The sequence below is a fragment of the Vibrio sp. PSi01 genome (assembly GCF_054960695.1).
In genome coordinates, this window is sequence record NZ_JBHNYN010000030.1 from 1 (window position 1) to 22,291 (window position 22,291).

Sequence of the window (22,291 nt, forward strand, 5' to 3'; positions counted from 1 at the left end):
TTTTGGTTTCCTAAGAAGCCTTCCCGTTTCAACGAGGTCGCATTATAGAGATTTCGATCACACTGGCAAGCCCTTTTTGAAGTTTTTCTTACTTTTTTGATTGTTCGAGCGTTTTTTGTTCAAAACACCTCATTATCACTAGTATTCCTCTTAATTAAGGACTTAAGGTACCTATATAAAGGAGGACTTATGAGTTCAATACGCAGTTATAAAGGAATATCCCCTCAGATTGGACAAGGTGTCTATATAGATACAAGTTCGGTACTGGTTGGTGATATCAAAATCGGTGACGACTCTAGCGTGTGGCCTTTGGTTGCAGCTCGAGGAGATGTTAACCACATTCATATTGGGGAGAGAACGAATATCCAAGACGGCAGTGTCTTGCATGTCACCCATAAGAATGCAGAAAACCCTGACGGTTATCCTCTATTAATAGGTAATGATGTCACTATCGGACATAAAGTAATGCTGCATGGCTGTACTATTGAAGATCGCGTACTTGTTGGCATGGGAGCTATCGTGCTTGATGGCGTTATTGTTAAAGAAGAAGTGATGATTGGTGCTGGTAGCTTAGTTCCACCTAATAAGGTACTTGAAAGCGGTTATCTATATGTAGGAAGCCCAGTAAAACAAGCACGCCCATTAAATGATAAAGAGCGTGCCTTTTTACAGAAGTCAGCTGACAACTATGTTCAGAATAAAAACGACTATCTAGACTCTGTACTGCCAGTCTAAAGCATTTTGATTTGAATCCGATTAGAGGAGTCATACTCCTCTTCTTCTATTAACTCTTCAGCTAGCTCTTCAATATCAAAACGTAACTCTGAAAAAATAACTAAAGCTTGATCGCCTTCTCCTATCTCTTTACCAGCTAATCGAGATAGTTCCTCAATAGACATTACACACTCAATCAGGGCGCCCGACTGCTGCGCAGGGAAGGTGATTGATTGATTCTCTTCATCCCAATCTTGTATATCCGGAAATAGAATTGATTGATTCATTTTTTATAAATACCTTCTTACATCTCTAGGTTTTTACGTAATTCTCTTAAAATCTGTTTTGTTCCCGGACGAAGGCCACGCCAAAGCATAAAGCTTTCTGCTGCCTGTCCCACTAACATGCCCAAACCATCATAAGCAGCATGAACACCATTATCTAATGCCCATTGATTAAATACGGTAGTTCCCGAACCGTAAACCATGTCATAAACGGAACTATTCGAATTAAAGATAATCTCAGAAACTTCAGGAAGCTGACCACTTAGACCAGATGAGGTCGAGTTAATGATGACATCAAACCCTTCATTAACATCGCTTAATCCCATTCCTTTAATGTTTCCATATGAAGAAAACATCTCAGCCAGAAGTTCAGCCTTTGAACTAGTTCGATTTGCGACCACCAACTGTTTTGGCTTTTGGTCGAGAAGAGGTTGAATCACTCCTCTCGCAGCACCACCAGCGCCAAGAAGAAGAACGCGAGCTCCTTTTAACGCAACTTGATGTTGAAGCAGATCTTGAACTAAACCCTCACCATCGGTGTTATCACCAATGATTTCTCCGTCATCGAGCTTCTTAAGTGTGTTTACAGCACCAGCTAGTTCAGCCCTTTCAGTTAGGCGATTGGCAAACTGATACGCATCTTCTTTAAAAGGTGCTGTGACATTACATCCTCTACCACCTTCGCTGAAAAAGGCTTTCGCAGCAGTGATAAATTCACTATGTTCTGGCTGTAATGCTGTATAGGTAAGTTGTTGGCTGGTTTGGCGAGCAAATAATGTGTGAATGAATGGCGATTTGCTTTGACCAATAGGGTTACCGAAAACGGCATAACGATCTACTTGCTGTGTCATATCCTTACCTAACAGAAATAAAAAAGGGTCTTCTATATAGATGACCCTATCACTATCCCTATAAGGAAGGAAGAACTACCAAACTCGAGGCTTTAGGTAGTCGCTATAAAGCAGAGCTTCTGGTGAGCCCGCTTGTGGTTCATAGCGATATTCCCAACGAGCCAACGGCGGCATCGACATCAATATAGACTCTGTGCGACCACCACTTTGCAGGCCAAATAAGGTGCCACGGTCATACACAAGGTTAAATTCAACATAGCGACCACGACGATAAAGCTGGAAGTCACGCTCACGTTCACCATAAGGTGTCTCTTTGCGTCGTTCTACAATTGGTAAATACGCGGCTGCAAAACCTTCACCGACCGCCTGCATATAAGCGAAGCTCTTTTCAAAGCCCCACTCGTTTAAGTCATCAAAGAACAGACCGCCAACACCACGTGTTTCATCACGGTGAGGTAGATAGAAGTACTTATCACACCACTCTTTGTGTTCTTGGTAAACATCATCACCAAATGGTGCACACAGGTCTTTAGCAGTTTGATGCCAAGATTGGCAATCTTCATCGACAGGATAGAATGGCGTTAAATCAAAACCACCACCGAACCACCAGATAGGATCTTCCCCTTCCTTTTCGGCAATAAAGAATCGTACGTTCGCGTGTGAGGTTGGGATGTATGGGTTTTTAGGATGGATAACTAATGAGACACCCATAGCTTCAAACTTACGTCCGGCTAATTCAGGACGGTGAGCTGTTGCAGAGGCAGGCATAGCCTTACCAGCGACATGAGAAAAGTTAACACCGCCTTGCTCAAATACCGCACCATTGGTCATCACGCGAGTTCGACCACCGCCACCAAGACGTTCGCCAGGTTCACGCTGCCATGCATCTTCTTCAAAAAGAGCTGCACCATCAGCTTGTTCAAGCTGTTGGCAAATCGAATCTTGTAGGCTCAGTAAAAACTGCTTTACTGCTTCTTTATCAATTGCTGACATCTTACTTCCTTTGCAGGGTTTAACCCTGTCTTAATATTTTCGACGTTTTTGCATCTCTAATTTCGCTTGGTTTTTCGCGACCACCCGTGTGACCTTCTAAAATAGAGACTAGATATTGGCCAAGTTGCTGCTGAACTTCTTCAGTCGTCATGCAAGGCGGCTCGCCAGTCAGGTTGGCACTGGTAGAGGTTAACGGCTTACCGAATTCATTACACATTCTTTGAACTAAAGGGTGATCAGTCACTCGTACTGCAATGGAATCAAACTGGCCGCTGACCCAGTTAGTCACTTTGCTGCTGGTTGGCATGATCCAAGTAACTGGGCCAGGCCACGTTGCTTTTACGGTCGCTAACTGCGCTTCCGTCAACTGGCTTTCATCAATATAAGGCAACAACTGCTCATAACTCGCAGCAATTAGGATCAACCCTTTCTCCATCGGTCGCTGTTTTAAATCGAGCAATTTCTTGATAGCTTGTGGATTATCGGGATCACAACCGACCCCAAAAACGCCTTCGGTAGGGTAAGCAATGACTTCACCTTGCTGTAATGCCTGCAATGTATGTTGAAAGTTATCCACGGGCTGCCTCGTTAATTCAGTTATCAAACTCGCTAAGTGTACAAATTATCATTCACTGTGACTAAAGCTATTTGTTTATAAAATGTATCAATTAACAACTTAGACTGACGCAAACGTTTTCCTTAAGCAATTTTACCCGTATAATGCGCGCAAAATATCTAATCACTAATTAAATCGTACCTGAAGGAGTTTGAGATGACTGTCGGTATTATCATGGGTTCTAAATCTGATTGGCCAACAATGAAGCTAGCTGCAGAAATGTTGGATCAGTTTGGCGTGGCGTACGAAACAAAAGTGGTTTCTGCTCACCGCACACCTCAGTTGCTTGCAGACTACGCAACCAGTGCGAAAGAGCGCGGTATTAAAGTGATTATTGCGGGTGCTGGTGGTGCTGCGCATCTTCCGGGTATGGCTGCAGCTTTCACAAGCGTACCTGTTCTTGGTGTTCCCGTTCAGTCTAAAGCACTGAAAGGCATGGACTCTCTGCTTTCTATTGTACAAATGCCAAAAGGTATCGCGGTAGGTACTCTGGCTATCGGTGAAGCTGGTGCTGCTAACGCTGGTATCCTAGCCGCGCAAATCATTGGTACTCACAATGAAGAAGTGATGGCAAAAGTAGAAGCGTTCCGCTCTGAGCAAACAGAAACGGTTCTGGCTAATCCAAACCCTGCAGAGGACTAATTCCCATGCATGTTCTTGTGTTAGGCGCGGGCCAACTTGCTCGCATGATGTCCCTAGCTGGGGCACCACTGAATATTGAAATTTCTGCTTTTGATGTTGGCAGCAAAAATATTGTTCACCCATTAACGCAAGCGATTCTAGGCAGCGGCTTAGAAAATGCGATTGAGCGTGCGGACGTCATTACTGCTGAATTCGAACATATCCCTCACGATGTACTTGAGGTGTGTGAGCGCAGCGGTAAGTTCTTACCGACAACAGAAGCAATCAAAGCTGGCGGTGATCGTCGCCTTGAAAAAGCCCTGTTAGACGAAGCAAATGTGAAAAATGCCAAGTACTACGTGATTAATTCTCGCGAAGACTTTGACGCTGCGATCGCTCACGTTGGCTTACCAATGGTATTGAAGAGCACACTTGGCGGCTACGATGGCAAAGGTCAATGGCGCTTAAAGACATTAGACAATGTTGACACGACATGGACAGAAATGGCGGAGTGCATTGCCGCAACAGATAACCAAGCAATTGTGGCTGAAGAGTTCGTCCCGTTTGATCGCGAAGTCTCACTGGTCGGTGCTCGTGGTATCAATGGCGATATTCAAGTGTACCCACTGGCTGAGAATGTTCACACCGATGGCGTGTTGAGCTTATCGACAGCAATTGATGACATTGAACTGCAAGAGCAAGCGAAAACCATGTTCACCTCAGTTGCAGAGCGTTTGGATTACGTTGGTGTGTTGGCGCTTGAATTCTTTGATGTTAAAGGTTCACTGCTTGTAAATGAGATTGCACCACGTGTTCATAACTCTGGCCACTGGACTCAACAAGGTGCTGAAACTTGTCAGTTTGAAAATCACCTACGTGCCGTATGTGGAATGCCACTAGGCAGCACTAAACTGATTCGTCCTACGGCAATGATCAACATTCTTGGCGAAGATACTCTCCCTGAGGCTATTCTGGCTCAAGACGGTTGTCATGTTCATTGGTATGGCAAAGAGAAGCGTGCGGGTCGTAAGATGGGCCACATCAATGTGAGCGCTGACTACAACGCCGAGCTGCAAAGAACATTATGTTCATTGGCAAACATTCTCGATAAGCAAGCCTACCCTGCTGTTCATGAATTTGCAGAGCAACTGAAGTAAGCTTTCATTGTGGGTTTAATATAGAAACGGCGCTCATTGAGCGCCGTTTTTGTGTCTATAACATCAGGTTATTGAGATTGAATGTGGTGACACTTGCGATCAGCACATTGCTTCTTAGTACCACTGGCCGTTTTCTTCTCCAGCAACAATGGAAACAAGCATTCTTCACAACGACCTATAACAGGTGGCTGATTAACGGCGAATTTACACTTAGGGTAGTTATCACAAGCATAGAAGATTTTGCCATATCGAGATTTACGCTCAACCAAATGGCCTCTGCCACACTCAGGGCAAGCAACAAGTGGCTGCTCTTCAGGCCGTTCTTTCGGTTGGTCCAAAGATTCGATGTGATTACACTCTGGATAGCTGCTACAACCAATAAACATCCCAAAGCGACCTTGCCTTAATACCAATTCGTTTTGGCATTTAGGACATGGTACACCCAGCTCTTTCACCACATGGCCATCGTTTTGATGTAGGGGTTTGATGTAATCGCAACTTGGATACTGCTTGCAGCCTAAAAATGGACCGTGCTTACCATGGCGAAGCTGAAGCTCTCCACCACACTGTGGACATGGTTCATGCTCTAATGCATGTTCATGTGCTGAAAAAAGCTGATTATCAATCTTACTACTCATGACAAGCCTGTATTAATGCAAGATACCTTGCTCTTTGGTGTACAACAGCTCTTCCATTTGCGTGTAAGCACTTTCATTACCCGGCACATTAAATAGCACCATTAAGATAATCCATTTCAGATCATCCAATTCAAATTCGTTGGTCTCAAGCCCCATCACACGATCAATCACCATTTCACGAATCTCTGTTGTGAGTACATTGATCTGCTCAAGGAACAGTAAGAAACCTCGACACTCCATATTAATACGTGAAATCTCTCGACTGGTATAAATACGCATCGAGGTATTGGAACACACACTAATCGCCGCTTGGTTCTCGGTATCTTGCAATGCTGCAAGATCTTCTAACCAATGGAGAGCCTTATAAATATCATCTTGGTGAAACCCTGCTCGAAGAAGCTCATCTTCCAGCTCATCTTGATCCACCTGCAATTCAGAATCGCTATGGATGTAGGTTTCAAACAAGTACATCAGTATGTCCATCATCATAGCTTAGCCTCTCCCCTTTCGAATATAGCCACCGGAAACTGCAACAACATGCCCTGAGAGCTCAAGCTCCAAAAGCTGCATCATGACCTCATGCACAGGTATATGGGTTCTCTGTGCCAAAATATCAACGGGTGTCGCCTCTAACCCTACGTTAGCGAACAGCTGTGGAAATGGCAATTGTTCATTTTCCCCAATACTGGACGTAGGTTCGAACAAACTGGGCTGCTGATCAATAGACCAGTCTAACAGACTCTTTATTTCAATCAGAACATCTTGAGCACTCTGTACCAAACATGCACCAGCTTTGATTAAACTATTCCCTCCACGACTGGTTGGGCTATGAATCGAACCTGGAAGCGCGAAAACCTCGCGCCCCTGCTCCATGGCATAGCGAGCCGTAATCAAAGAGCCACTTTTCTCAGCTGCTTCAACCACTAAGGTTCCGAGCGATAAACCACTTATAATACGGTTACGACGAGGAAAATGTTCAGGTCGTGGTTTGGCATCTGGACGGAACTCTGAAATCAACGCACCATTCTCACAAATTCTATCCGCTAAATTTCGGTGTCGGACAGGATAAATAGAATCCAAACCCGAACCCAACACAGCAAAAGTTTCCCCACCCTTATCTAGAGCACCATCATGAGCATAGCCATCGATACCGAGCGCTAAGCCACTGGTGACAATCAAACCGTTTTGAACGAACTCTTTGGCGAAAGACTTCGCGGTTTGCAACCCTTCGAGACTAGCATTGCGACTGCCGACCATCGCGATTTGAGGCTCAATCAATTTTTCAACATGACCTTTAACAAAAAGCACACTTGGCGCAGAGGCGGTCTCATTCAGCAGTTTGGGGTAATGAGGGCAATTCGGGGTAAGGATGTGATGGTTGGGTTGTCTTGCTTGCCACGCTAAGCAAGCCTCCACTTCTCTTGGGGCTTGCTCTCTTAAATAAGCAATTTGCTTGGCAGACAGACCAAGCGCTTGCAGTTGCTGACTTGAGTAACCAACAATATTCGGAGGGGAATCAATGCTCAGCAATCGAGAAAGTCGCTTGCCACCCAATTGCGGAACAAAGCTCAGAGAGAGCCAAGCGATCAGTGGTTGCTCATTCACTTGGTGCCCTTAACCTCTTCCTTCAAAGCAAGGTCCACAGGCGATACCGCCAGAATGTCATTGCTAACCGGTTTTGAGCTCTGAGTAATCAGGGCGAGACTAAAATACTCGTAAGGGCGGATGACCATCAAACTACCGAGCGAGGTACTTGGCAATTGCACCTTATCGCTCGCCGCTGACTCTTTGTAGCTGTATTCACCTTGCTTACCAAACACCACAGCGCCGTTTTCGCTGAGGGTAAACATAGAGCCTTGGCGAAGATTGTCCTGTGAGCCTTTATTGATAACGACCACCTGATTCTTTGCACTGTATTGGCTGCCATCTAATGAACCCAATATATTAGCAAACTGCCCTGCAGCACTAGGCGCTGGATAAAATGTGGTTGAGAGCTTCACCTGATCGACACCAAGCTCAGGCAACACTAGATCGTTAAGCAGCACCTCTTGCAGTTGGGTCTCGATCTGTAAGCGACTGAACTCAGCGTCCACTTCTTTTAAGCGTGCCGTGGCGACCAAACGTAACGAGGTCATACTCGCCTGAGGTAGCTGTCGCTGGTAAGTTTCGACGGCGCGGTAGATACCCCACTTGGGATACTGCTGTTTACCCGAGATAAATAACCGGTCTTCACCCGATAAGAAACGTTTACCATCGCTTGTCCCCAACACTCGTTGAGCTGATTGGATATCTTGCTGCTCAACCAAGCGGTCAGATTGTAGATATGGCAGAACCAGCCCCTCGTTGACGGTAGGCACCGCTTTCTTCTCAGAGACACGAATCTTAGGGCTCAGTTTAATTACAGGCTTTAGGCTCAATACAGGCTCGCCATTAATCCAAACCAAAGACAATTTATCTCCGGGGTAAATAAGGTGAGGGTTTTCTATCTCTGGATTTACTTGCCACAACCTCGGCCACAACCAAGGACTATCGAGATACATCGTGGAAATATCCCATAAGGTATCGCCCTTAACTACGACATAAACCTGAGGTGCATCCTGCCTAATGGTTAAAGGTTGCTCACTATTTTCAGCCATAACGGTGAACGAAAGTGAGGCACAAACGAGAGAAAAAATAGAAGAAAAATGACGCATGACCTAGGTTCCTTGGTCTGAATATATGACATCTGATTTGAGAATTACCTTCAGGATGCTGTCATTTGACCTCTAAAATGTCTAGAATTGAGCCAACAAGGTTTAAGCTGTTTCGGCACAGTTCAATATTTCGAGTGTATATGTCTGTATTACAAGTATTAACATTACCAGATGATCGTCTACGTACCGTGGCGAAACCGGTAAAAGAAGTTACCCCAGAGATTCAAAAGTTCGTTGATGACATGATTGAAACCATGTACGACGAAGAAGGTATCGGCCTTGCGGCAACGCAAGTAGATTTCCACCAACGCATCGTTGTTATCGATATTTCAGAAACACGTGATGAACCTATTGTTCTGATCAACCCTGAAATTACCGAGAAGCGTGGCGAAGATGGTATCGAAGAAGGCTGTCTATCTGTACCCGGCGCTCGAGCTCTAGTACCTCGCGCTGCAGAAGTCACAGTTAAAGCATTGGACCGCGAAGGCAACGAATTCACATTCGACGCTGACGACCTTCTGGCTATCTGTGTTCAGCACGAACTTGACCACCTAGAAGGTAAGTTGTTTGTTGATTACCTATCGCCACTAAAGCGCAAACGTATTCAAGATAAGCTAGCGAAGATTAAACGTTTCAACGAGAAACAAGGCTAATAACCGCTGCTATTACTAAATTAAGAAGGAAGTCTACCTTGAGTCAATCTTTAAGAATTGTCTTCGCAGGTACTCCGGATTTCGCCGCCCGTCACTTGGCGGCGTTGTTGTCTTCGGAGCATGAAGTTATTGCTGTTTACACACAGCCAGATCGTCCAGCAGGCCGCGGTAAAAAACTGACTGCGAGCCAGGTAAAAAACATCGCACTTGAAAACAATATTCCGGTTTACCAACCAGAAAACTTCAAGTCAGATGAAGCTAAGCAAGAGCTAGCAGATTTGAATGCTGACATCATGGTTGTTGTCGCTTACGGCTTATTGCTTCCACAAGCTGTATTAGATACGCCTCGCTTAGGTTGTATCAACGTGCATGGTTCAATCCTGCCACGCTGGCGTGGTGCTGCTCCGATCCAACGCTCTATCTGGGCGGGCGATAAAGAGACTGGCGTGACGATCATGCAGATGGATATCGGCCTAGATACCGGTGATATGCTAAGCATCGCAACGCTACCAATCGAATCTACAGATACCAGTGCGTCAATGTACGAAAAGTTAGCTGGTCTTGGTCCTGATGCTCTTGTTGAGTGTTTAGCAGACATCGCTTCTGGTAAGGCTGTTGCTGAGAAGCAAGATGACGAGCTTGCTAACTACGCGAAGAAGCTGAGCAAAGAAGAAGCAAAAATTGATTGGAATGACAGTGCAGAACACATCGAACGTTGTGTGCGCGCTTTCAACCCATGGCCAATGAGTCACTTTGCGATTACTGATAGCAGCTCTAATGATGAAAAAAGCATTAAAGTTTGGCAGACACGTGTTGATGAAGAATCGACGTCTGCGCCAGCTGGCTCAATAATCAAAGCAGATAAGACTGGTATTTATGTTGCGACTGGCGACAAAGTACTAGTATTGGAACAGTTACAAGTTCCAGGCAAAAAAGCTATGTCAGTTCAAGATATCTTGAACTCACGTGCAAGCTGGTTTGAAGTTGGGACTCAACTTTCTTAACCGCTTTAAAGCTACTCAATATGTACTTAAAAACGTGTAGCTTGTAAAAACACAGTTTAGAAAACCTTTACGAGGGCAGAGATGCCCTCATGTATTCAAATAAATATTCGGTACCCCTCATGAATGTTCGCGCTGCTGCTGCAAATGTCCTATTCCAAGTTGTCGATAAAGGCCACTCTCTTTCACACGCTCTCCCTGCGGCTCAAAAAACGATCCGTCCGCGAGACCATGCTCTACTGCAAGAGATTTGCTACGGCGCACTTCGTTACCTGCCTCGCTTGGAGTCAATCGCTAACGAACTGATGGAAAACTCGCTTAAAGGTAAAAAGCGCGTATTCCACCACCTGATCTTAGTAGGCATTTACCAGTTGAGCTTTATGCGCATCCCTTCGCATGCTGCCGTTGCTGAAACAGTTGAAGCAACCAAAACGCTGCGCGGCCCAAGCCTGAGTGGTTTGATCAACGCAGTACTTCGCAGCTACCTGCGCGATCAAGAAGAGCTAGATGAAAAAGCAGTTAGCCACAATGCGGGCAAATACAGCCATCCAAGCTGGATTCTAAAAATGCTTCAAGAAAGCTACCCAGATCAGTGGGAGCAACTGATTGAAGCAAACAACAGCAAAGCACCAATGTGGCTGCGCGTAAACCGTCAACACCACACTCGTGACGAGTATGTTGAACTGCTTAAAAACGAAAACATTGAATACACACTGCACCCAGAAGCGGCTGATGCCATAAAATTAGCGTCACCTTGTGATGTTACTTTGCTTCCGGGTTTCGACAGAGGTTGGGTATCTGTACAAGATGCTGCAGCTCAACTTTCTGTTGATTACCTAACACCCAAAGATGGTGAGCTAATCCTAGACTGTTGTGCAGCGCCAGGTGGTAAAACTGCGCACATTCTTGAACAGACTCAAGACACTGAAGTGGTTGCGATTGACAGTGATATTAAACGCCTAGACCGTGTTTACGATAACCTTGAACGCCTACAACTGCGTGCCGACGTAATCTGTGGCGATGCTCGCTACCCTGAAGAGTGGTGGATGGGTGATAAGTTCGACCGTATCCTGCTTGATGCTCCTTGTTCAGCGACTGGCGTAATTCGTCGTCACCCTGACATCAAGTGGCTACGTCGTGCATCTGATATTGATGCACTAGCAGAGCTGCAAAGCGAGATCATGGATGCAATGTGGCGTCAGCTGAAAGAAGGCGGCACCATGGTTTATGCGACATGTTCTATCACGCCGCAAGAAAACGTGCTGCAAGTGAAAGCATTCCTTGAGCGAACCGAGAACGCAACGCTTGTTGGGTCTGATATCGAAAATCCAGGTCGTCAAATACTGCCTGGAGAAGAAGATATGGATGGCTTCTACTACGCAGTTCTAGTAAAACAGGCATAACAACTAACAGCGGCTAAGAATTTATTTCTTAGCCGCTGTTTCTTTCTAGTGCATTATCAAAACAAAGTGAGATCACTAGAATTACGACGGTAAAGAAAAGAGACAGGCTATGAAGATCATTATCCTAGGTGCAGGCCAAGTTGGCGGTACCCTTGCTGAAAACCTGGTTGGTGAAAACAACGACATCACTATTGTCGACCGTAATACTGACCGACTTCGTGAACTTCAGGATAAATACGACCTTAGGGTTGTAAACGGTTATGCCAGCCACCCGAACACACTACGTGAAGCGGGCGCGCAAGATGCCGACATGTTGGTTGCCGTAACCAACATGGATGAAACCAACATGGCTGCGTGTCAGGTTGCCTTTTCTCTTTTCAACACACCAAACCGAATTGCCCGCATTCGCTCTCCTCAATACCTAGAAGAGAAAGAAGCGCTATTCAAGTCTGGTGCTATCCCAGTCGATCACCTGATCGCACCCGAAGAGCTAGTGACCAGCTATATCGAGCGCCTGATTCAATACCCAGGCGCATTGCAGGTTGTGAGCTTTGCTGAACAGAAAGTTAGCCTCGTCGCAGTAAAAGCCTACTACGGTGGTCCACTGGTCGGTAACGCCCTATCTGCTTTGCGTGAGCACATGCCGCACATCGATACTCGTGTTGCTGCTATTTTCCGTCAAGGCCGCCCTATTCGCCCGCAAGGCACTACCATCATTGAAGCAGACGATGAGGTTTTCTTCGTGGCCGCGAGTAACCATATCCGCTCAGTAATGAGTGAACTGCAACGCCTAGAGAAGCCATACCGCCGCATCATGATTGTCGGAGGTGGTAACATTGGTGCAAGCTTGGCGAAACGCCTTGAGCAGAGCTACAGCATCAAGCTTATCGAACGTAGTTACACTCGTGCTGAGAAGCTATCTGAAGAATTAGAAAACACCATCGTATTCTGTGGTGATGCCGCCGACCAAGAACTGCTAACCGAAGAGAACATCGATCAGGTGGATGTGTTCATTGCCCTAACCAATGAAGATGAAACCAACATCATGTCCGCTATGCTGGCTAAGCGAATGGGTGCCAAGAAGGTAATGGTACTGATTCAGCGTGGTGCTTACGTCGACCTTGTTCAGGGTGGTGTGATTGATATTGCGATATCGCCACAACAAGCGACCATTTCTGCGTTGCTTACTCACGTTCGTCGTGCTGATATTGTAAACGTATCCTCTCTACGTCGTGGCGCTGCAGAGGCGATCGAAGCCATTGCTCACGGTGACGAAACCACATCGAAAGTCGTTGGCCGAGCGATTGGCGACATCAAACTGCCACCGGGCACCACTATTGGTGCAATTGTTCGCGGAGAAGAGGTTCTTATTGCGCACGATAGAACCGTAATTGAACAAGATGACCACGTTGTGATGTTCCTAGTGGACAAGAAATACGTACCTGATGTTGAGTCTCTATTCCAACCGAGCCCATTCTTCTTATAGCCTTGTTCTCGTAAGCTTCTTCTCGCAACTTTCTTTTTGTGAGAACGACGCTCCGGCACAAAGCTGTAATCTATTTAAGCTATGGTCTATTAAGCTATGGTCAACTTTCGTCCGATATTATTAGTGATAGGGTTAGTGTTATCAAAACTCGCCCTTTTCATGTACATCCCTACATTGGTTGCCTTTTTTACTGGCACCGGTGGCTTCCTCGAGTTTGGTCAATCGGTAGTGATCACGCACATTGTGGCGTTCATCTGCTTAAGCTTAGGCCGTTCAGCTAATTTCCGACTTGGGGTGCGAGACATGTTCCTGATCACCTCTTTGGTCTGGACTATTGCCAGCGCCTTCGCTGCACTACCCTTTGTCTTCATCAACCACATCAGCTTCACTGATGCCTATTTTGAAACCATGTCGGGTATCACCACGACAGGATCAACCGTATTAAGCGGCTTAGACAGCATGGCACCAAGCATTCTATTATGGCGATCTATATTGCAGTGGCTTGGTGGTGTTGGGTTCATCGTAATGGCAGTAGCGGTTCTACCAATGCTTAACGTCGGTGGTATGCGCTTGTTCCAAACTGAGTCTTCCGATTGGTCAGATAAAAGCAGCCCGAGAGCAAAAACCGTCGCCAAGAACATCGTGGCGGTCTATTTGGTATTAACAGGCCTATGCTTGGTGAGCTACCTATTTGCGGGCATGAGTGTGTTTGATGCCATCAACCACTCATTTACCACGCTATCTACAGGCGGTTACTCAACCTCAGACGGTTCTATGAACCACTTCTCGAACAGCGCTCACTGGGTGGGTACTGTATTCATGTTCTTAGGTGGCTTACCGTTTTTACTCTTTGTCAGTGCGCTGCGCGGTAGAAAGCTCTCTATCCTCTACAAAGATGCCCAAGTGAGAGGCTTCGCTTACCTATTCTTAGTCACCAGTGCTGTGATATCCACATGGCTGGTGGTCAGAGATGGCTACACGGTATTGGATGCGATGCGTGTTTCGATGTTTAACATTGTGTCAGTCGTCACCACAACCGGTTTTGGCTTAGAAGACTTCACCGCGTGGGGCGCTTTGCCTACCACGCTGTTTGCCTTTTTAATGATGGCGGGTGCGTGCTCAGGTTCAACCTCTGGCGGTATCAAAATCTTCCGCTTCCAAATTGCAATGACCATGCTCCACAAACAAATGATGAAGCTAATTCACCCATCGGGCGTGTTTGTTCAACGCTACAATCAGCGACCTGTGAATGACGATATTGTGCGTTCACTCGTCGCATTTGGTCTGATGTTCTTTATCACGATTATCTTAATTGCAGGCGGCTTGAGCGCGATGGGACTTGATCCTGTGACCAGTATATCTGGCGCTATCACAGCCGTTGCCAACGTGGGCCCGGGAATGGGTAGCGTGATCGGTCCAACCGGGAACTTTGCCCCACTGCCAGACGCCGCTAAATGGTTGCTAAGTTTAGGCATGCTAATGGGGCGACTCGAGATACTGACGCTCATTGTTCTATTTTTTCCAGCCTTTTGGCGACGCTAACCAAGCACAAAATCAAGGAAACACAGATGAAATCATACGTACTTCTCGCTGGCGCATTGCTTGCAAACTCAGTATTCGTAAGTTCTGCCTTTGCTGATCAAATGGTCACATTGCCTGATGGCAAGCAAGTGTTACTCAAAGATGATTTTACTTGGCAATATGTGGCACCGAAGCAAACGGAAGCAGCAGCGACAACATCAGAGATCGCCGTGCCCGTTGCAGCAGCACCTGTCGTAGCCGTCCCGGTAGCGACGAATACTCGTGGCACAACGGTTGTGGTTAATAGTAAAAAACCAAGCTTACAGCTGTCTCAATCAGGAGTGGATGTTGTACTGGGTGCAAGTCGCTATGAAAATGGTGAGCTTATTATTCCGACTGCCATCACCAACCAAGGCACTCAAGCTGTCATTTTGGTATCACTTAACATCAGCGTATTTACTGTAGAAGGCGAGTTGTTGGCAGAAGAAAAAGTTGCAGTGTGGAAATCAATCAAACGAATGGCCGACACATATTTGCGACCAAAGACAGGTGAGGAAGGCAAGCTAATCAAGCTCGACCTAGAACAACACCCTGAATATCAGATCAAAGCTGAAATTACTGAAGTACTAGCTCGCTAAACCGGAGTCACGTACAAGTAAATAGCGAAGAAATGGCAAGCGCAGCCCGCCAAAACAAACAAGTGCCAGATGGCATGATTGTAAGGGATGCGTTTTGCCACATAGAAAATCACCCCCAAAGAGTAGATCACACCGCCAAGCGCTAATAATACCAAACCGCCCATCTCGATATTCATCGCTAGTTGATACACCACTATCAACGACAACCAACCCATCGCTAAATATGTCACCAATGACAAGCGCTTAAATCGATAGACAAAAGCAATCTTCATTATAATTCCGACCAACGCGATACCCCAGATTACCGCCATCAACCCCATTGCTAATGGTGTTCTTAAGCTCACTAACAAGAATGGCGTATAACTGCCAGCAATCAGTAAATAAATCGCGCAGTGATCAAGAGTTTTGAGTAAGCGCTTGGTTTTCTCAGTGGTGATCGAGTGGTACAACGTGGAAGCAAGAAAGAGCAGAATAATACTGCTGCCATACACCGCCATACTGGCAACAGTAAGCATGTCGGCTTGGTAATCAAAAGCACGAATCAGCAATAGGGCCAGGCCTACCACACCAAGTACAACGCCCAAACCATGGGTTATCGCATTAGCGCGTTCTTCAATATCACTGTATTCGCTAGCCGATGATGCAGACATGGTTATCCTACTAGAGTAAATGTTCGATTTGCCTAGTATTACACATTAAGCTTACACGTGTAAGCTTAAATTATTATGACGTAAATGCTGCTAAGTATGTGTGACCGAATCGCTCCTCAGACACTAAGAAGCGTTGTCTAAATACTCAAGCACCATTTTGCCCGCATCTTCTGGTGAGGTATCCAATGGCACACTCAACTGACGCTGCAGCTGACCAATGCCTAGCAAGCTAGCCAACATACCTTTTGCACCATCGCGATTGCGGTCTATCTCAAACCACAGCTTAAGCTCCGTATCATCACGATGAGCAACCACTTCCAGCTCACGCCAGCGGCCATGATAAGGGCCTGTGGTTGGAACAAATTCAAACTCTTGTACAAACGGTAATTCAAAGCCATCTACCGCTTCACATTCAACTTGGCGAATGCGCAGACCTTGAGCTTCGAGTTCGTTAAAAATGCCATCAAGTAGCGCATCAGGACGAACCGTTAAAATATCCTTATCCGAAGGGTCAATCGCCATCGCAATATCGAGCCCGGTTTCAAGCCACACCTTTGAGTCACCAATCGTCACAGGGGTATTCAACGGCACATCAAACTCGCATTCAAAGTCACGAGTTTCTCCCGGCTGAATCACAAAGGAATACGGCAGGCTCCATTTGGCCAACGAGTATGTTTGGTGCATTCGACGTGTTTGACCGCCCTCTTGCCTTTGCGAATTAGTGGTCACTTCTTTTATGTAGCGACAACACAGGTTGAGATCGATGTTATCTATCTCCTGCGGTTGAGAGCCACCATACACATGCACAATAATGCTCGCCTTTTGCCCTGGATAAAGCACTTCCTGTTGCAATACAGAATCCACTTTGGCAGATCCAATACCAAAACTTGCTAACGTTTTCTTTAAGAACGACATATGCACCTCCTTTAAAACATCATCTTAAGCCTGAAAGAGGTTCAAACTCAAATATACTGCTCACACTATTTTAGCTCTAATATCGTCTATTTATCACTCAAGCGTCGATCGATAACTTAGATAGTGATAATCTAAGCCTTGATATGCATGCATATCATTATCCTGATTTATTATTCGGATTGGCGAAAGCCAGACGAGTGACTCTTCAAGTAATTGAAGCGGATCTCATGGTAAATCAGGCCATTAGATTGGCAATGGATATGCCTGACCGTTAGGTAAATGAATGCGCCCAACAGCTGTCAGGTTCTCGCACACCAACCGTAGTGCGATGCGTCGTCGTAGTGGCTTTGCTGCCGCTCCAATGGCTAAGAAATTGGCTCCAACAATGACTTTAGTTGAGAAGACTGCTTTATTAGCACCGACTGCAACAAAAGTAATTAAAGCCGCTTAATAAAAAGCGCAGTTTTTACTGCGCTTTTTTCTTGCCCTATCCTTTCTGAAATGTGTTTACACATTGGTATTCCCTACCTGATTTGATACCTTAAGCCACAAATCATTATAAAATTTGTGGAGAATAAAGTATGAAGTGTCATCGTATTGAAGAACTGCTTGAATTGATGGAGCCTGAGTGGCAGAAAGATCAAGAGCTTAACTTGTTAGAATTCATCATTAAACTGTCAAAAGAAGCGGGCTACGAAGGTAAACTTGAAGAACTGACAGACGACGTTCTGATCTATCACCTCAAAATGCGTAACAGTGAAAAAGATGAAATGATCCCAGGCCTGAAAAAAGACCAAGAAGATGACTTCAAAACCGCGATTTTAAAAGCGCGTGGCATCCTTTAACAGCTTAAATGCGTTAAAGCTTAATTGCCTTATCAATAAATTGCTCAATTCTAAAAAGCGACCTCTTGGTCGCTTTTTTGTTTCTGTTCGCTATTTTTTCGTCACAACTGTTATGACTTTTGTTGTTAAAGGTTGATAGCGTTAAAGAAATGAGAACAAGATTGTCGTTATAATCGCCATCCATAAGAATCTTCTAAAATAATAAGAGTGAGTGCGATAACAACAAATGCACCAAGCTCAATTTCAATAGGTTCTCTAAACCATACTTTCAAGTAATGTCGTCATGCCCTCTTTAACAGGGCAAACAAGCCACAAAAAGGATAGTCCATGAGTCAGGATAAAATCGATATCAAAGATGTGACGCCTAAAACCTTTAACCCGAAAACACATAAAGGTAATGGAGATCGATTTAACCCAAGTAACCGAATCTATGTTCGAGAAAGCAAAGGTAAATTCCAACAACTGCGCCGTTATGGCGGTTGGTTCTTACTTTTACTTTTTGCGCTTATCCCATGGATTCCATTTGGTGAGCGACAAGCGATCTTACTCGATATCGGCAGCCAGCAGTTTAACTTCTTTGGCACCACGCTGTACCCGCAAGATCTGACGCTCCTCGCCATCCTATTTATGATTGCTGCGTTCGGCCTGTTTTTTATCACAACCTTTTTAGGCCGTGTTTGGTGTGGCTACTTGTGTCCTCAGACCGTGTGGACCTTTATGTACATCTGGTTCGAAGAAAAGCTAGAAGGCGCTGCCAATAAGAGAAGAAAACAAGATTCAGGTAAACTGACAAGCAATCTAATCGTTAGAAAAATCCTCAAACACATCGCATGGTGGGCAATTGCAATCGCAACAGGACTAACCTTTGTCGGTTACTTCATCCCTATCAAAGAGTTGGTGATTGGCTTCTTTACCTTTAACTCGTCTTTCTGGCCGGTGTTTTGGGTACTGTTCTTTGCAGGCTGTACTTATGCCAATGCCGGTTGGATGCGTTCAATTGTTTGTCTGCACATGTGTCCTTACGCGCGCTTCCAATCGGCTATGTTCGATAAAGACACTTTCATCGTTGGTTACGACACAGAACGTGGTGAAAGCCGCGGCCCTCGTTCTCGCAAAGCCGATCCAAAAGAGCTTGGCCTTGGTGACTGTATTGACTGTAATTTATGCGTTCAAGTTTGCCCGACAGGTATCGATATTCGAGACGGCCTACAATACGAATGCATTAACTGCGGTGCGTGTATTGATGCCTGTGACCACACGATGGAACGTATGGGCTATGAAAAAGGCCTGATCAACTACACCACAGAACATAGACTTGAAGGTCACTCAACCAAGGTGATGCGCCCTAAACTCTTAGGCTATGGTGTAATATTGATCGTTATGCTGGGTTTATTCTTTGCACAAATCGCAAGTGTTGATCCTGCAGGCTTAAGCGTTCTGCGAGATAGAAACCAGCTATTTAGAATCAATACTCAAGGGCTTGTCGAAAATACTTACAACTTGAAAGTCATCAACAAAACTCAGCAAGAGCAAGAGTACAAACTTGATGTGAAAGGGTTACCCAATTCTATCTGGTACGGTAAGCAAACCATTACGGTCGATCCGGGCGAGGTTTTGAACCTACCTATCAGTTTGGGGGTCGACCCAGAAAAACTGAGCTCACCAGTTTCGACAATTCAGTTTATACTCTCGGATAATGAAGAGTTTACGATGGAAGTAGAAAGCCGCTTTATCAAGAAACTCTGATACCAAGCCTCTCACGGATTGGTATAACTTCCCTATAAATGGAAAAAGGCTCAGTAATGAGCCTTTTTTATTCTATGACGATGCAAGCCTTTAACTTTGATAACTTGACCCCTGACTTCATGTGGTACGCACTGGAGAGTATTGGAGTTCGAGCTGAATCTGGGCTTCTCGCCCTCAACAGCTACGAAAACCGGGTATATCAATTCACCGACGAAGACCGTAAACGCTACGTCGTTAAGTTTTATCGGCCGCAACGCTGGAGCAAAGAACAGATTCAAGAAGAGCACGACTTTACACTTGAGCTTATCGACCAAGAAATTCCAGTCGCACCGCCGATACGCATCAATGGCGAAACCCTACATGAATATCAAGGCTATCTGTTTACACTGTTTGACAGTGTTGGTGGCAGGCAGTACGAAGTCGATAACTTGAACCAACTGGAAGGGGTAGGTCGTTTCCTTGGTCGAATTCATAAGGCAAGTGCAGGCAAAACATTCCAACACCGTCCAACCATTAGCTTAGATGAATACCTATATCAGCCACGTAAGATTCTAGAGAATTCGCAGTTTATCCCGACGCACCTAGAAAACGCGTTCTTCAATGACGTTGACCTTCTGATAAAAGAGCTAGAGAACCAGTGGCCGAGCAACATTGAGAACATCCGCCTGCATGGTGACTGCCACCCAGGTAATATATTGTGGCGCGACGGACCAATGTTCGTCGATCTCGATGATTCGCGCAATGGACCAGCGGTGCAAGATCTATGGATGCTACTTAACGGCGAACGCCAAGATAAACTGATGCAACTGGATATTCTGCTAGAGAGTTATCAAGAGTTTTGTGATTTTAATACCTCACAACTGAAACTAATCGAACCACTACGCGGTCTACGTATGGTGCATTACATGGCATGGCTAGCAAAACGATGGCACGATCCTGCTTTTCCTTTGGCCTTCCCATGGTTTAATGATCCTAAATATTGGGAGCAACAAGTACTTGCTTGTAAAGAGCAAATTGCTACCCTGCAAGAACCACCACTTTCGTTAATGCCTCAGTGGTAATAATAATCGCAACATACAACTAGATAAAAATTCAAACATAATGGAGATTGGATAAATGAAAAAGCTATTCGCATTTTTCTCATTGATCATGTTGAGCCTTTCAGCTCACGCTGCGAAATTTAACGAAGGTGAACACTACAAAGTTCTCGACCTAGAAGCATCAAAAAAACCAATGGTGACAGAGTTCTTCTCTTTTTACTGCCCACACTGTAATAGCTTTGAGCCAATCATCCAGCAGCTAAAACAACAGCTACCTAAAGACGCCAAGCTACAGAAGAACCATGTTTCATTCATGGGTGGCAACATGGGCTTACCAATGAGCAAAGCTTACGCAACCATGATTGCATTGAAAGTGGAAGACAAAATGGTGCCAGTGATGTTTAACCGCATTCACAACATGAACAAGCCACCACGCGATGAAGCAGAGCTACGTCAAATTTTCTTGGACGAAGGCGTCGACGAGAAAAAATTTGATGCGGCTTACAATGGCTTTGCAGTAGATTCTATGGTTCGTCGCTTCGACAAAGCATTTAAAGATAGTGGCCTGTCAGGCGTTCCCGCTGTTGTAGTCAATAATCGCTACCTGATCGATGCTCAAGGTATTAACTCTCTCGATGAGTACTTCGAGCTGGTTAACTTCTTATTAAAGAAGTAAGTTAATGATTAAAGGAAGCTCAGGCTTCCTTTTTTTTCCTAAATCAAAAACCATCATTGAGAAATAATCAGCCAGGAAATACCGTGCTTTACTGATATTAATAACCCGTCCTAAGAACCGGTGGGCAAGGAGCCCGTAAATGAAAATAAAAATCACACTTCTCGCATTAAGCGTTGCTGCTTCGCCTACCTTTGCCAAGCTTGCAAACGAACAAGGCTTCAGTGGTGAAATCTCTATCAATACCGGGGTAACCTCTTCCACCTCAAATTTTAATACCGATACTGATAGCACCATCTCGTCAAATAACCAGAAAGCCTCATCTGAGAGCTCATTTCTAGTCGCGCCTTTGGGCAATGTCGCTTACACCTTTGGTGAAAAATTAAATCATCAAGTGTATACGGGTACCGCTCGTGATGACGTAGCAACAGGTACTGTTGTGCTAGAGGTTGGTTATAAATACCAACTAGAGTCAGGTATGGTCATTGACGCTTCACTTCTGCCAACCATTATGTCAGGTAAAACTTGGGCGAATCCATATGCAGAAGGCGTTACTCGAAGCAAAACCGATGAAACTGGCAATGCCTTTCGTTTGAAGCTAAGCAGCATTGCAGGCTCAGCTTTCTCGCTAGACATGGCCTACGCCACCAAAGATGTAGAAGATGATTTAGTTAGAGAAGAACTCCAACGTGATGCAGAAACCTTCTACCTGAAAGGCCAATACCGCGTTCCACTCAGCCGTACCATGATGTTAGTACCATCATTGATTTACCAATCAAGCTCTGCAGATGGCAAGGCTGCCTCTTATGAACAGTTTGGCGGTGAGGTAAGTCTATTTGGTGGCATGGGTCGTCACCAATACGCGTTGACTGCGGGTTACAACCAACGATCCTACGATGCTAGCAACCCGATTTACGGCAAAACGCGTAGCGATGACAACATTAACCTGTTTGCCGCATATGAGTATGAGCAGTTCATGAACTGGGAAAACTGGTCGTTTGTTTCACTGGCGGGCTACGGTACCAGCGACTCGAATATTACCTTCTACGATGAGTCTCAATACATCGTCTCAGTAGGTCTGAACTACAAGTTCTAGTTAGGCTTCATTGCTCGCTCATAACCATTAGTTCATAACAACGAAAGCCTGCGTAAA

The 22,291-nt window shown here is 45.3% G+C and carries 25 protein-coding genes; 15 read left to right on the forward strand and 10 right to left on the reverse strand.

From position 1 onward, the window contains the following. Nucleotides 1-189: 189 nt before the first annotated feature. A complete protein-coding gene (locus ACFI6G_RS21585; protein WP_010433372.1) occupies nucleotides 190-735 on the forward strand; it encodes a gamma carbonic anhydrase family protein in 546 nt (181 codons plus the stop codon). On the opposite strand, the gene ACFI6G_RS21590 is transcribed toward ACFI6G_RS21585, so the two are convergent. The 4 genes from ACFI6G_RS21590 to tsaC all read right to left on the reverse strand — a co-directional run bounded on the left by ACFI6G_RS21590 (nucleotide 732) and on the right by tsaC (nucleotide 3,419). Then, complete coding sequence (locus ACFI6G_RS21590; protein ID WP_010433369.1) at nucleotides 732-1,001, reverse strand: DUF1488 family protein; 270 nt, start codon at nucleotides 999-1,001, stop codon at nucleotides 732-734. The genes ACFI6G_RS21585 and ACFI6G_RS21590 overlap by 4 nt on opposite strands. 17 nt (nucleotides 1,002-1,018) lie before the next feature. Further along, nucleotides 1,019-1,849 (reverse strand): shikimate dehydrogenase, encoded by an 831-nt coding sequence (gene aroE / locus ACFI6G_RS21595; RefSeq protein WP_010433366.1) that lies wholly within the window; start codon nucleotides 1,847-1,849, stop codon nucleotides 1,019-1,021. A gap of 75 nt (nucleotides 1,850-1,924) precedes the next feature. Next, on the reverse strand, nucleotides 1,925-2,842 hold the full coding sequence (hemF, locus tag ACFI6G_RS21600) for an oxygen-dependent coproporphyrinogen oxidase (RefSeq protein WP_016767527.1): 918 nt from the start codon (nucleotides 2,840-2,842) through the stop codon (nucleotides 1,925-1,927). Nucleotides 2,843-2,861: 19 nt separating this feature from the next. Beyond that, entirely contained in the window at nucleotides 2,862-3,419 is a 558-nt protein-coding gene (gene tsaC / locus ACFI6G_RS21605) for an L-threonylcarbamoyladenylate synthase type 1 TsaC (RefSeq protein WP_010433350.1), read from the reverse strand. A gap of 195 nt (nucleotides 3,420-3,614) precedes the next feature. On the opposite strand from tsaC, the gene purE reads away from it, so the two are divergent. Continuing rightward, nucleotides 3,615-4,100: a 5-(carboxyamino)imidazole ribonucleotide mutase gene (gene purE / locus ACFI6G_RS21610; protein ID WP_004735777.1), complete on the forward strand. Its 486-nt coding sequence runs from the start codon at nucleotides 3,615-3,617 to the stop codon at nucleotides 4,098-4,100. A 5-nt stretch (nucleotides 4,101-4,105) separates the two neighbouring features. Beyond that, nucleotides 4,106-5,236, forward strand: coding sequence for a 5-(carboxyamino)imidazole ribonucleotide synthase (locus tag ACFI6G_RS21615; protein ID WP_010433347.1), 1,131 nt, complete (start codon nucleotides 4,106-4,108; stop codon nucleotides 5,234-5,236). Nucleotides 5,237-5,304: 68 nt separating this feature from the next. Here ACFI6G_RS21615 and ACFI6G_RS21620 read toward each other — a convergent pair whose 3' ends face one another. The 4 genes from ACFI6G_RS21620 to ACFI6G_RS21635 are packed head-to-tail and all read right to left on the reverse strand — an operon-like array spanning nucleotide 5,305 to nucleotide 8,567. Then, nucleotides 5,305-5,874 (reverse strand): DNA topoisomerase family protein, encoded by a 570-nt coding sequence (locus tag ACFI6G_RS21620; RefSeq protein WP_010433345.1) that lies wholly within the window; start codon nucleotides 5,872-5,874, stop codon nucleotides 5,305-5,307. A 12-nt stretch (nucleotides 5,875-5,886) separates the two neighbouring features. After that, the gene (locus ACFI6G_RS21625) at nucleotides 5,887-6,363 is read right to left on the reverse strand and encodes a DUF494 family protein (RefSeq protein WP_009848094.1); all 477 of its coding nucleotides are present in this window, start codon (nucleotides 6,361-6,363) and stop codon (nucleotides 5,887-5,889) included. A 3-nt stretch (nucleotides 6,364-6,366) separates the two neighbouring features. Continuing rightward, nucleotides 6,367-7,479, reverse strand: coding sequence for a DNA-processing protein DprA (dprA, locus tag ACFI6G_RS21630; RefSeq protein WP_016789736.1), 1,113 nt, complete (start codon nucleotides 7,477-7,479; stop codon nucleotides 6,367-6,369). After that, nucleotides 7,476-8,567 carry a LysM peptidoglycan-binding domain-containing protein gene (locus tag ACFI6G_RS21635; RefSeq protein WP_016793476.1) on the reverse strand — a complete coding sequence of 364 codons (1,092 nt, stop codon included), beginning with the start codon at nucleotides 8,565-8,567 and terminating at the stop codon, nucleotides 7,476-7,478. Before ACFI6G_RS21635 ends, dprA begins: the two co-directional genes overlap by 4 nt. 140 nt (nucleotides 8,568-8,707) lie before the next feature. Here ACFI6G_RS21635 and def point away from each other — a divergent pair, with 140 nt between their 5' ends. The 6 genes from def (at nucleotide 8,708) to ACFI6G_RS21665 (ending at nucleotide 15,269) form a co-directional block, all read left to right on the forward strand. Next, the gene (gene def, locus ACFI6G_RS21640) at nucleotides 8,708-9,220 is read left to right on the forward strand and encodes a peptide deformylase (RefSeq protein WP_010433336.1); all 513 of its coding nucleotides are present in this window, start codon (nucleotides 8,708-8,710) and stop codon (nucleotides 9,218-9,220) included. 38 nt (nucleotides 9,221-9,258) lie between these two features. Next, complete coding sequence (gene fmt / locus ACFI6G_RS21645; RefSeq protein ID WP_016789738.1) at nucleotides 9,259-10,224, forward strand: methionyl-tRNA formyltransferase; 966 nt, start codon at nucleotides 9,259-9,261, stop codon at nucleotides 10,222-10,224. A gap of 119 nt (nucleotides 10,225-10,343) precedes the next feature. Then, the gene (rsmB, locus tag ACFI6G_RS21650) at nucleotides 10,344-11,624 is read left to right on the forward strand and encodes a 16S rRNA (cytosine(967)-C(5))-methyltransferase RsmB (RefSeq protein WP_102397508.1); all 1,281 of its coding nucleotides are present in this window, start codon (nucleotides 10,344-10,346) and stop codon (nucleotides 11,622-11,624) included. A gap of 109 nt (nucleotides 11,625-11,733) precedes the next feature. Continuing rightward, the gene (gene trkA, locus ACFI6G_RS21655; protein WP_010433327.1) at nucleotides 11,734-13,110 is read left to right on the forward strand and encodes a Trk system potassium transporter TrkA; all 1,377 of its coding nucleotides are present in this window, start codon (nucleotides 11,734-11,736) and stop codon (nucleotides 13,108-13,110) included. Nucleotides 13,111-13,206: 96 nt separating this feature from the next. Then, a complete protein-coding gene (locus ACFI6G_RS21660; protein ID WP_102397509.1) occupies nucleotides 13,207-14,652 on the forward strand; it encodes a TrkH family potassium uptake protein in 1,446 nt (481 codons plus the stop codon). Between the two features lie 26 nt (nucleotides 14,653-14,678). After that, nucleotides 14,679-15,269 carry a DUF3157 family protein gene (locus tag ACFI6G_RS21665; RefSeq protein ID WP_010433321.1) on the forward strand — a complete coding sequence of 197 codons (591 nt, stop codon included), beginning with the start codon at nucleotides 14,679-14,681 and terminating at the stop codon, nucleotides 15,267-15,269. On the opposite strand, the gene trhA is transcribed toward ACFI6G_RS21665, so the two are convergent. After that, nucleotides 15,266-15,919, reverse strand: a complete 654-nt coding sequence (trhA, locus tag ACFI6G_RS21670) for a PAQR family membrane homeostasis protein TrhA (RefSeq protein ID WP_010433318.1) — start codon at nucleotides 15,917-15,919, stop codon at nucleotides 15,266-15,268. The genes ACFI6G_RS21665 and trhA overlap by 4 nt on opposite strands. A gap of 123 nt (nucleotides 15,920-16,042) precedes the next feature. Then, nucleotides 16,043-16,834, reverse strand: a complete 792-nt coding sequence (locus ACFI6G_RS21675; protein WP_010433315.1) for a sporulation protein — start codon at nucleotides 16,832-16,834, stop codon at nucleotides 16,043-16,045. 283 nt (nucleotides 16,835-17,117) lie between these two features. On the opposite strand from ACFI6G_RS21675, the gene ACFI6G_RS21680 reads away from it, so the two are divergent. From ACFI6G_RS21680 to ACFI6G_RS21705, 6 genes are all read left to right on the forward strand, one after another. Continuing rightward, nucleotides 17,118-17,285, forward strand: coding sequence for a hypothetical protein (locus ACFI6G_RS21680; protein WP_010433312.1), 168 nt, complete (start codon nucleotides 17,118-17,120; stop codon nucleotides 17,283-17,285). A 130-nt stretch (nucleotides 17,286-17,415) separates the two neighbouring features. Beyond that, nucleotides 17,416-17,679: a YihD family protein gene (locus tag ACFI6G_RS21685; RefSeq protein ID WP_010433308.1), complete on the forward strand. Its 264-nt coding sequence runs from the start codon at nucleotides 17,416-17,418 to the stop codon at nucleotides 17,677-17,679. A 327-nt stretch (nucleotides 17,680-18,006) separates the two neighbouring features. Beyond that, nucleotides 18,007-19,425 carry a cytochrome c oxidase accessory protein CcoG gene (ccoG, locus tag ACFI6G_RS21690; protein WP_016767534.1) on the forward strand — a complete coding sequence of 473 codons (1,419 nt, stop codon included), beginning with the start codon at nucleotides 18,007-18,009 and terminating at the stop codon, nucleotides 19,423-19,425. Between the two features lie 74 nt (nucleotides 19,426-19,499). Further along, the gene (locus ACFI6G_RS21695) at nucleotides 19,500-20,486 is read left to right on the forward strand and encodes a serine/threonine protein kinase (protein ID WP_010433301.1); all 987 of its coding nucleotides are present in this window, start codon (nucleotides 19,500-19,502) and stop codon (nucleotides 20,484-20,486) included. A gap of 55 nt (nucleotides 20,487-20,541) precedes the next feature. Further along, nucleotides 20,542-21,141, forward strand: a complete 600-nt coding sequence (locus tag ACFI6G_RS21700; RefSeq protein ID WP_010433299.1) for a thiol:disulfide interchange protein DsbA/DsbL — start codon at nucleotides 20,542-20,544, stop codon at nucleotides 21,139-21,141. Nucleotides 21,142-21,280: 139 nt separating this feature from the next. Beyond that, nucleotides 21,281-22,234 (forward strand): DUF2860 domain-containing protein, encoded by a 954-nt coding sequence (locus ACFI6G_RS21705; RefSeq protein ID WP_462710468.1) that lies wholly within the window; start codon nucleotides 21,281-21,283, stop codon nucleotides 22,232-22,234. Nucleotides 22,235-22,291 lie beyond the last annotated feature (57 nt).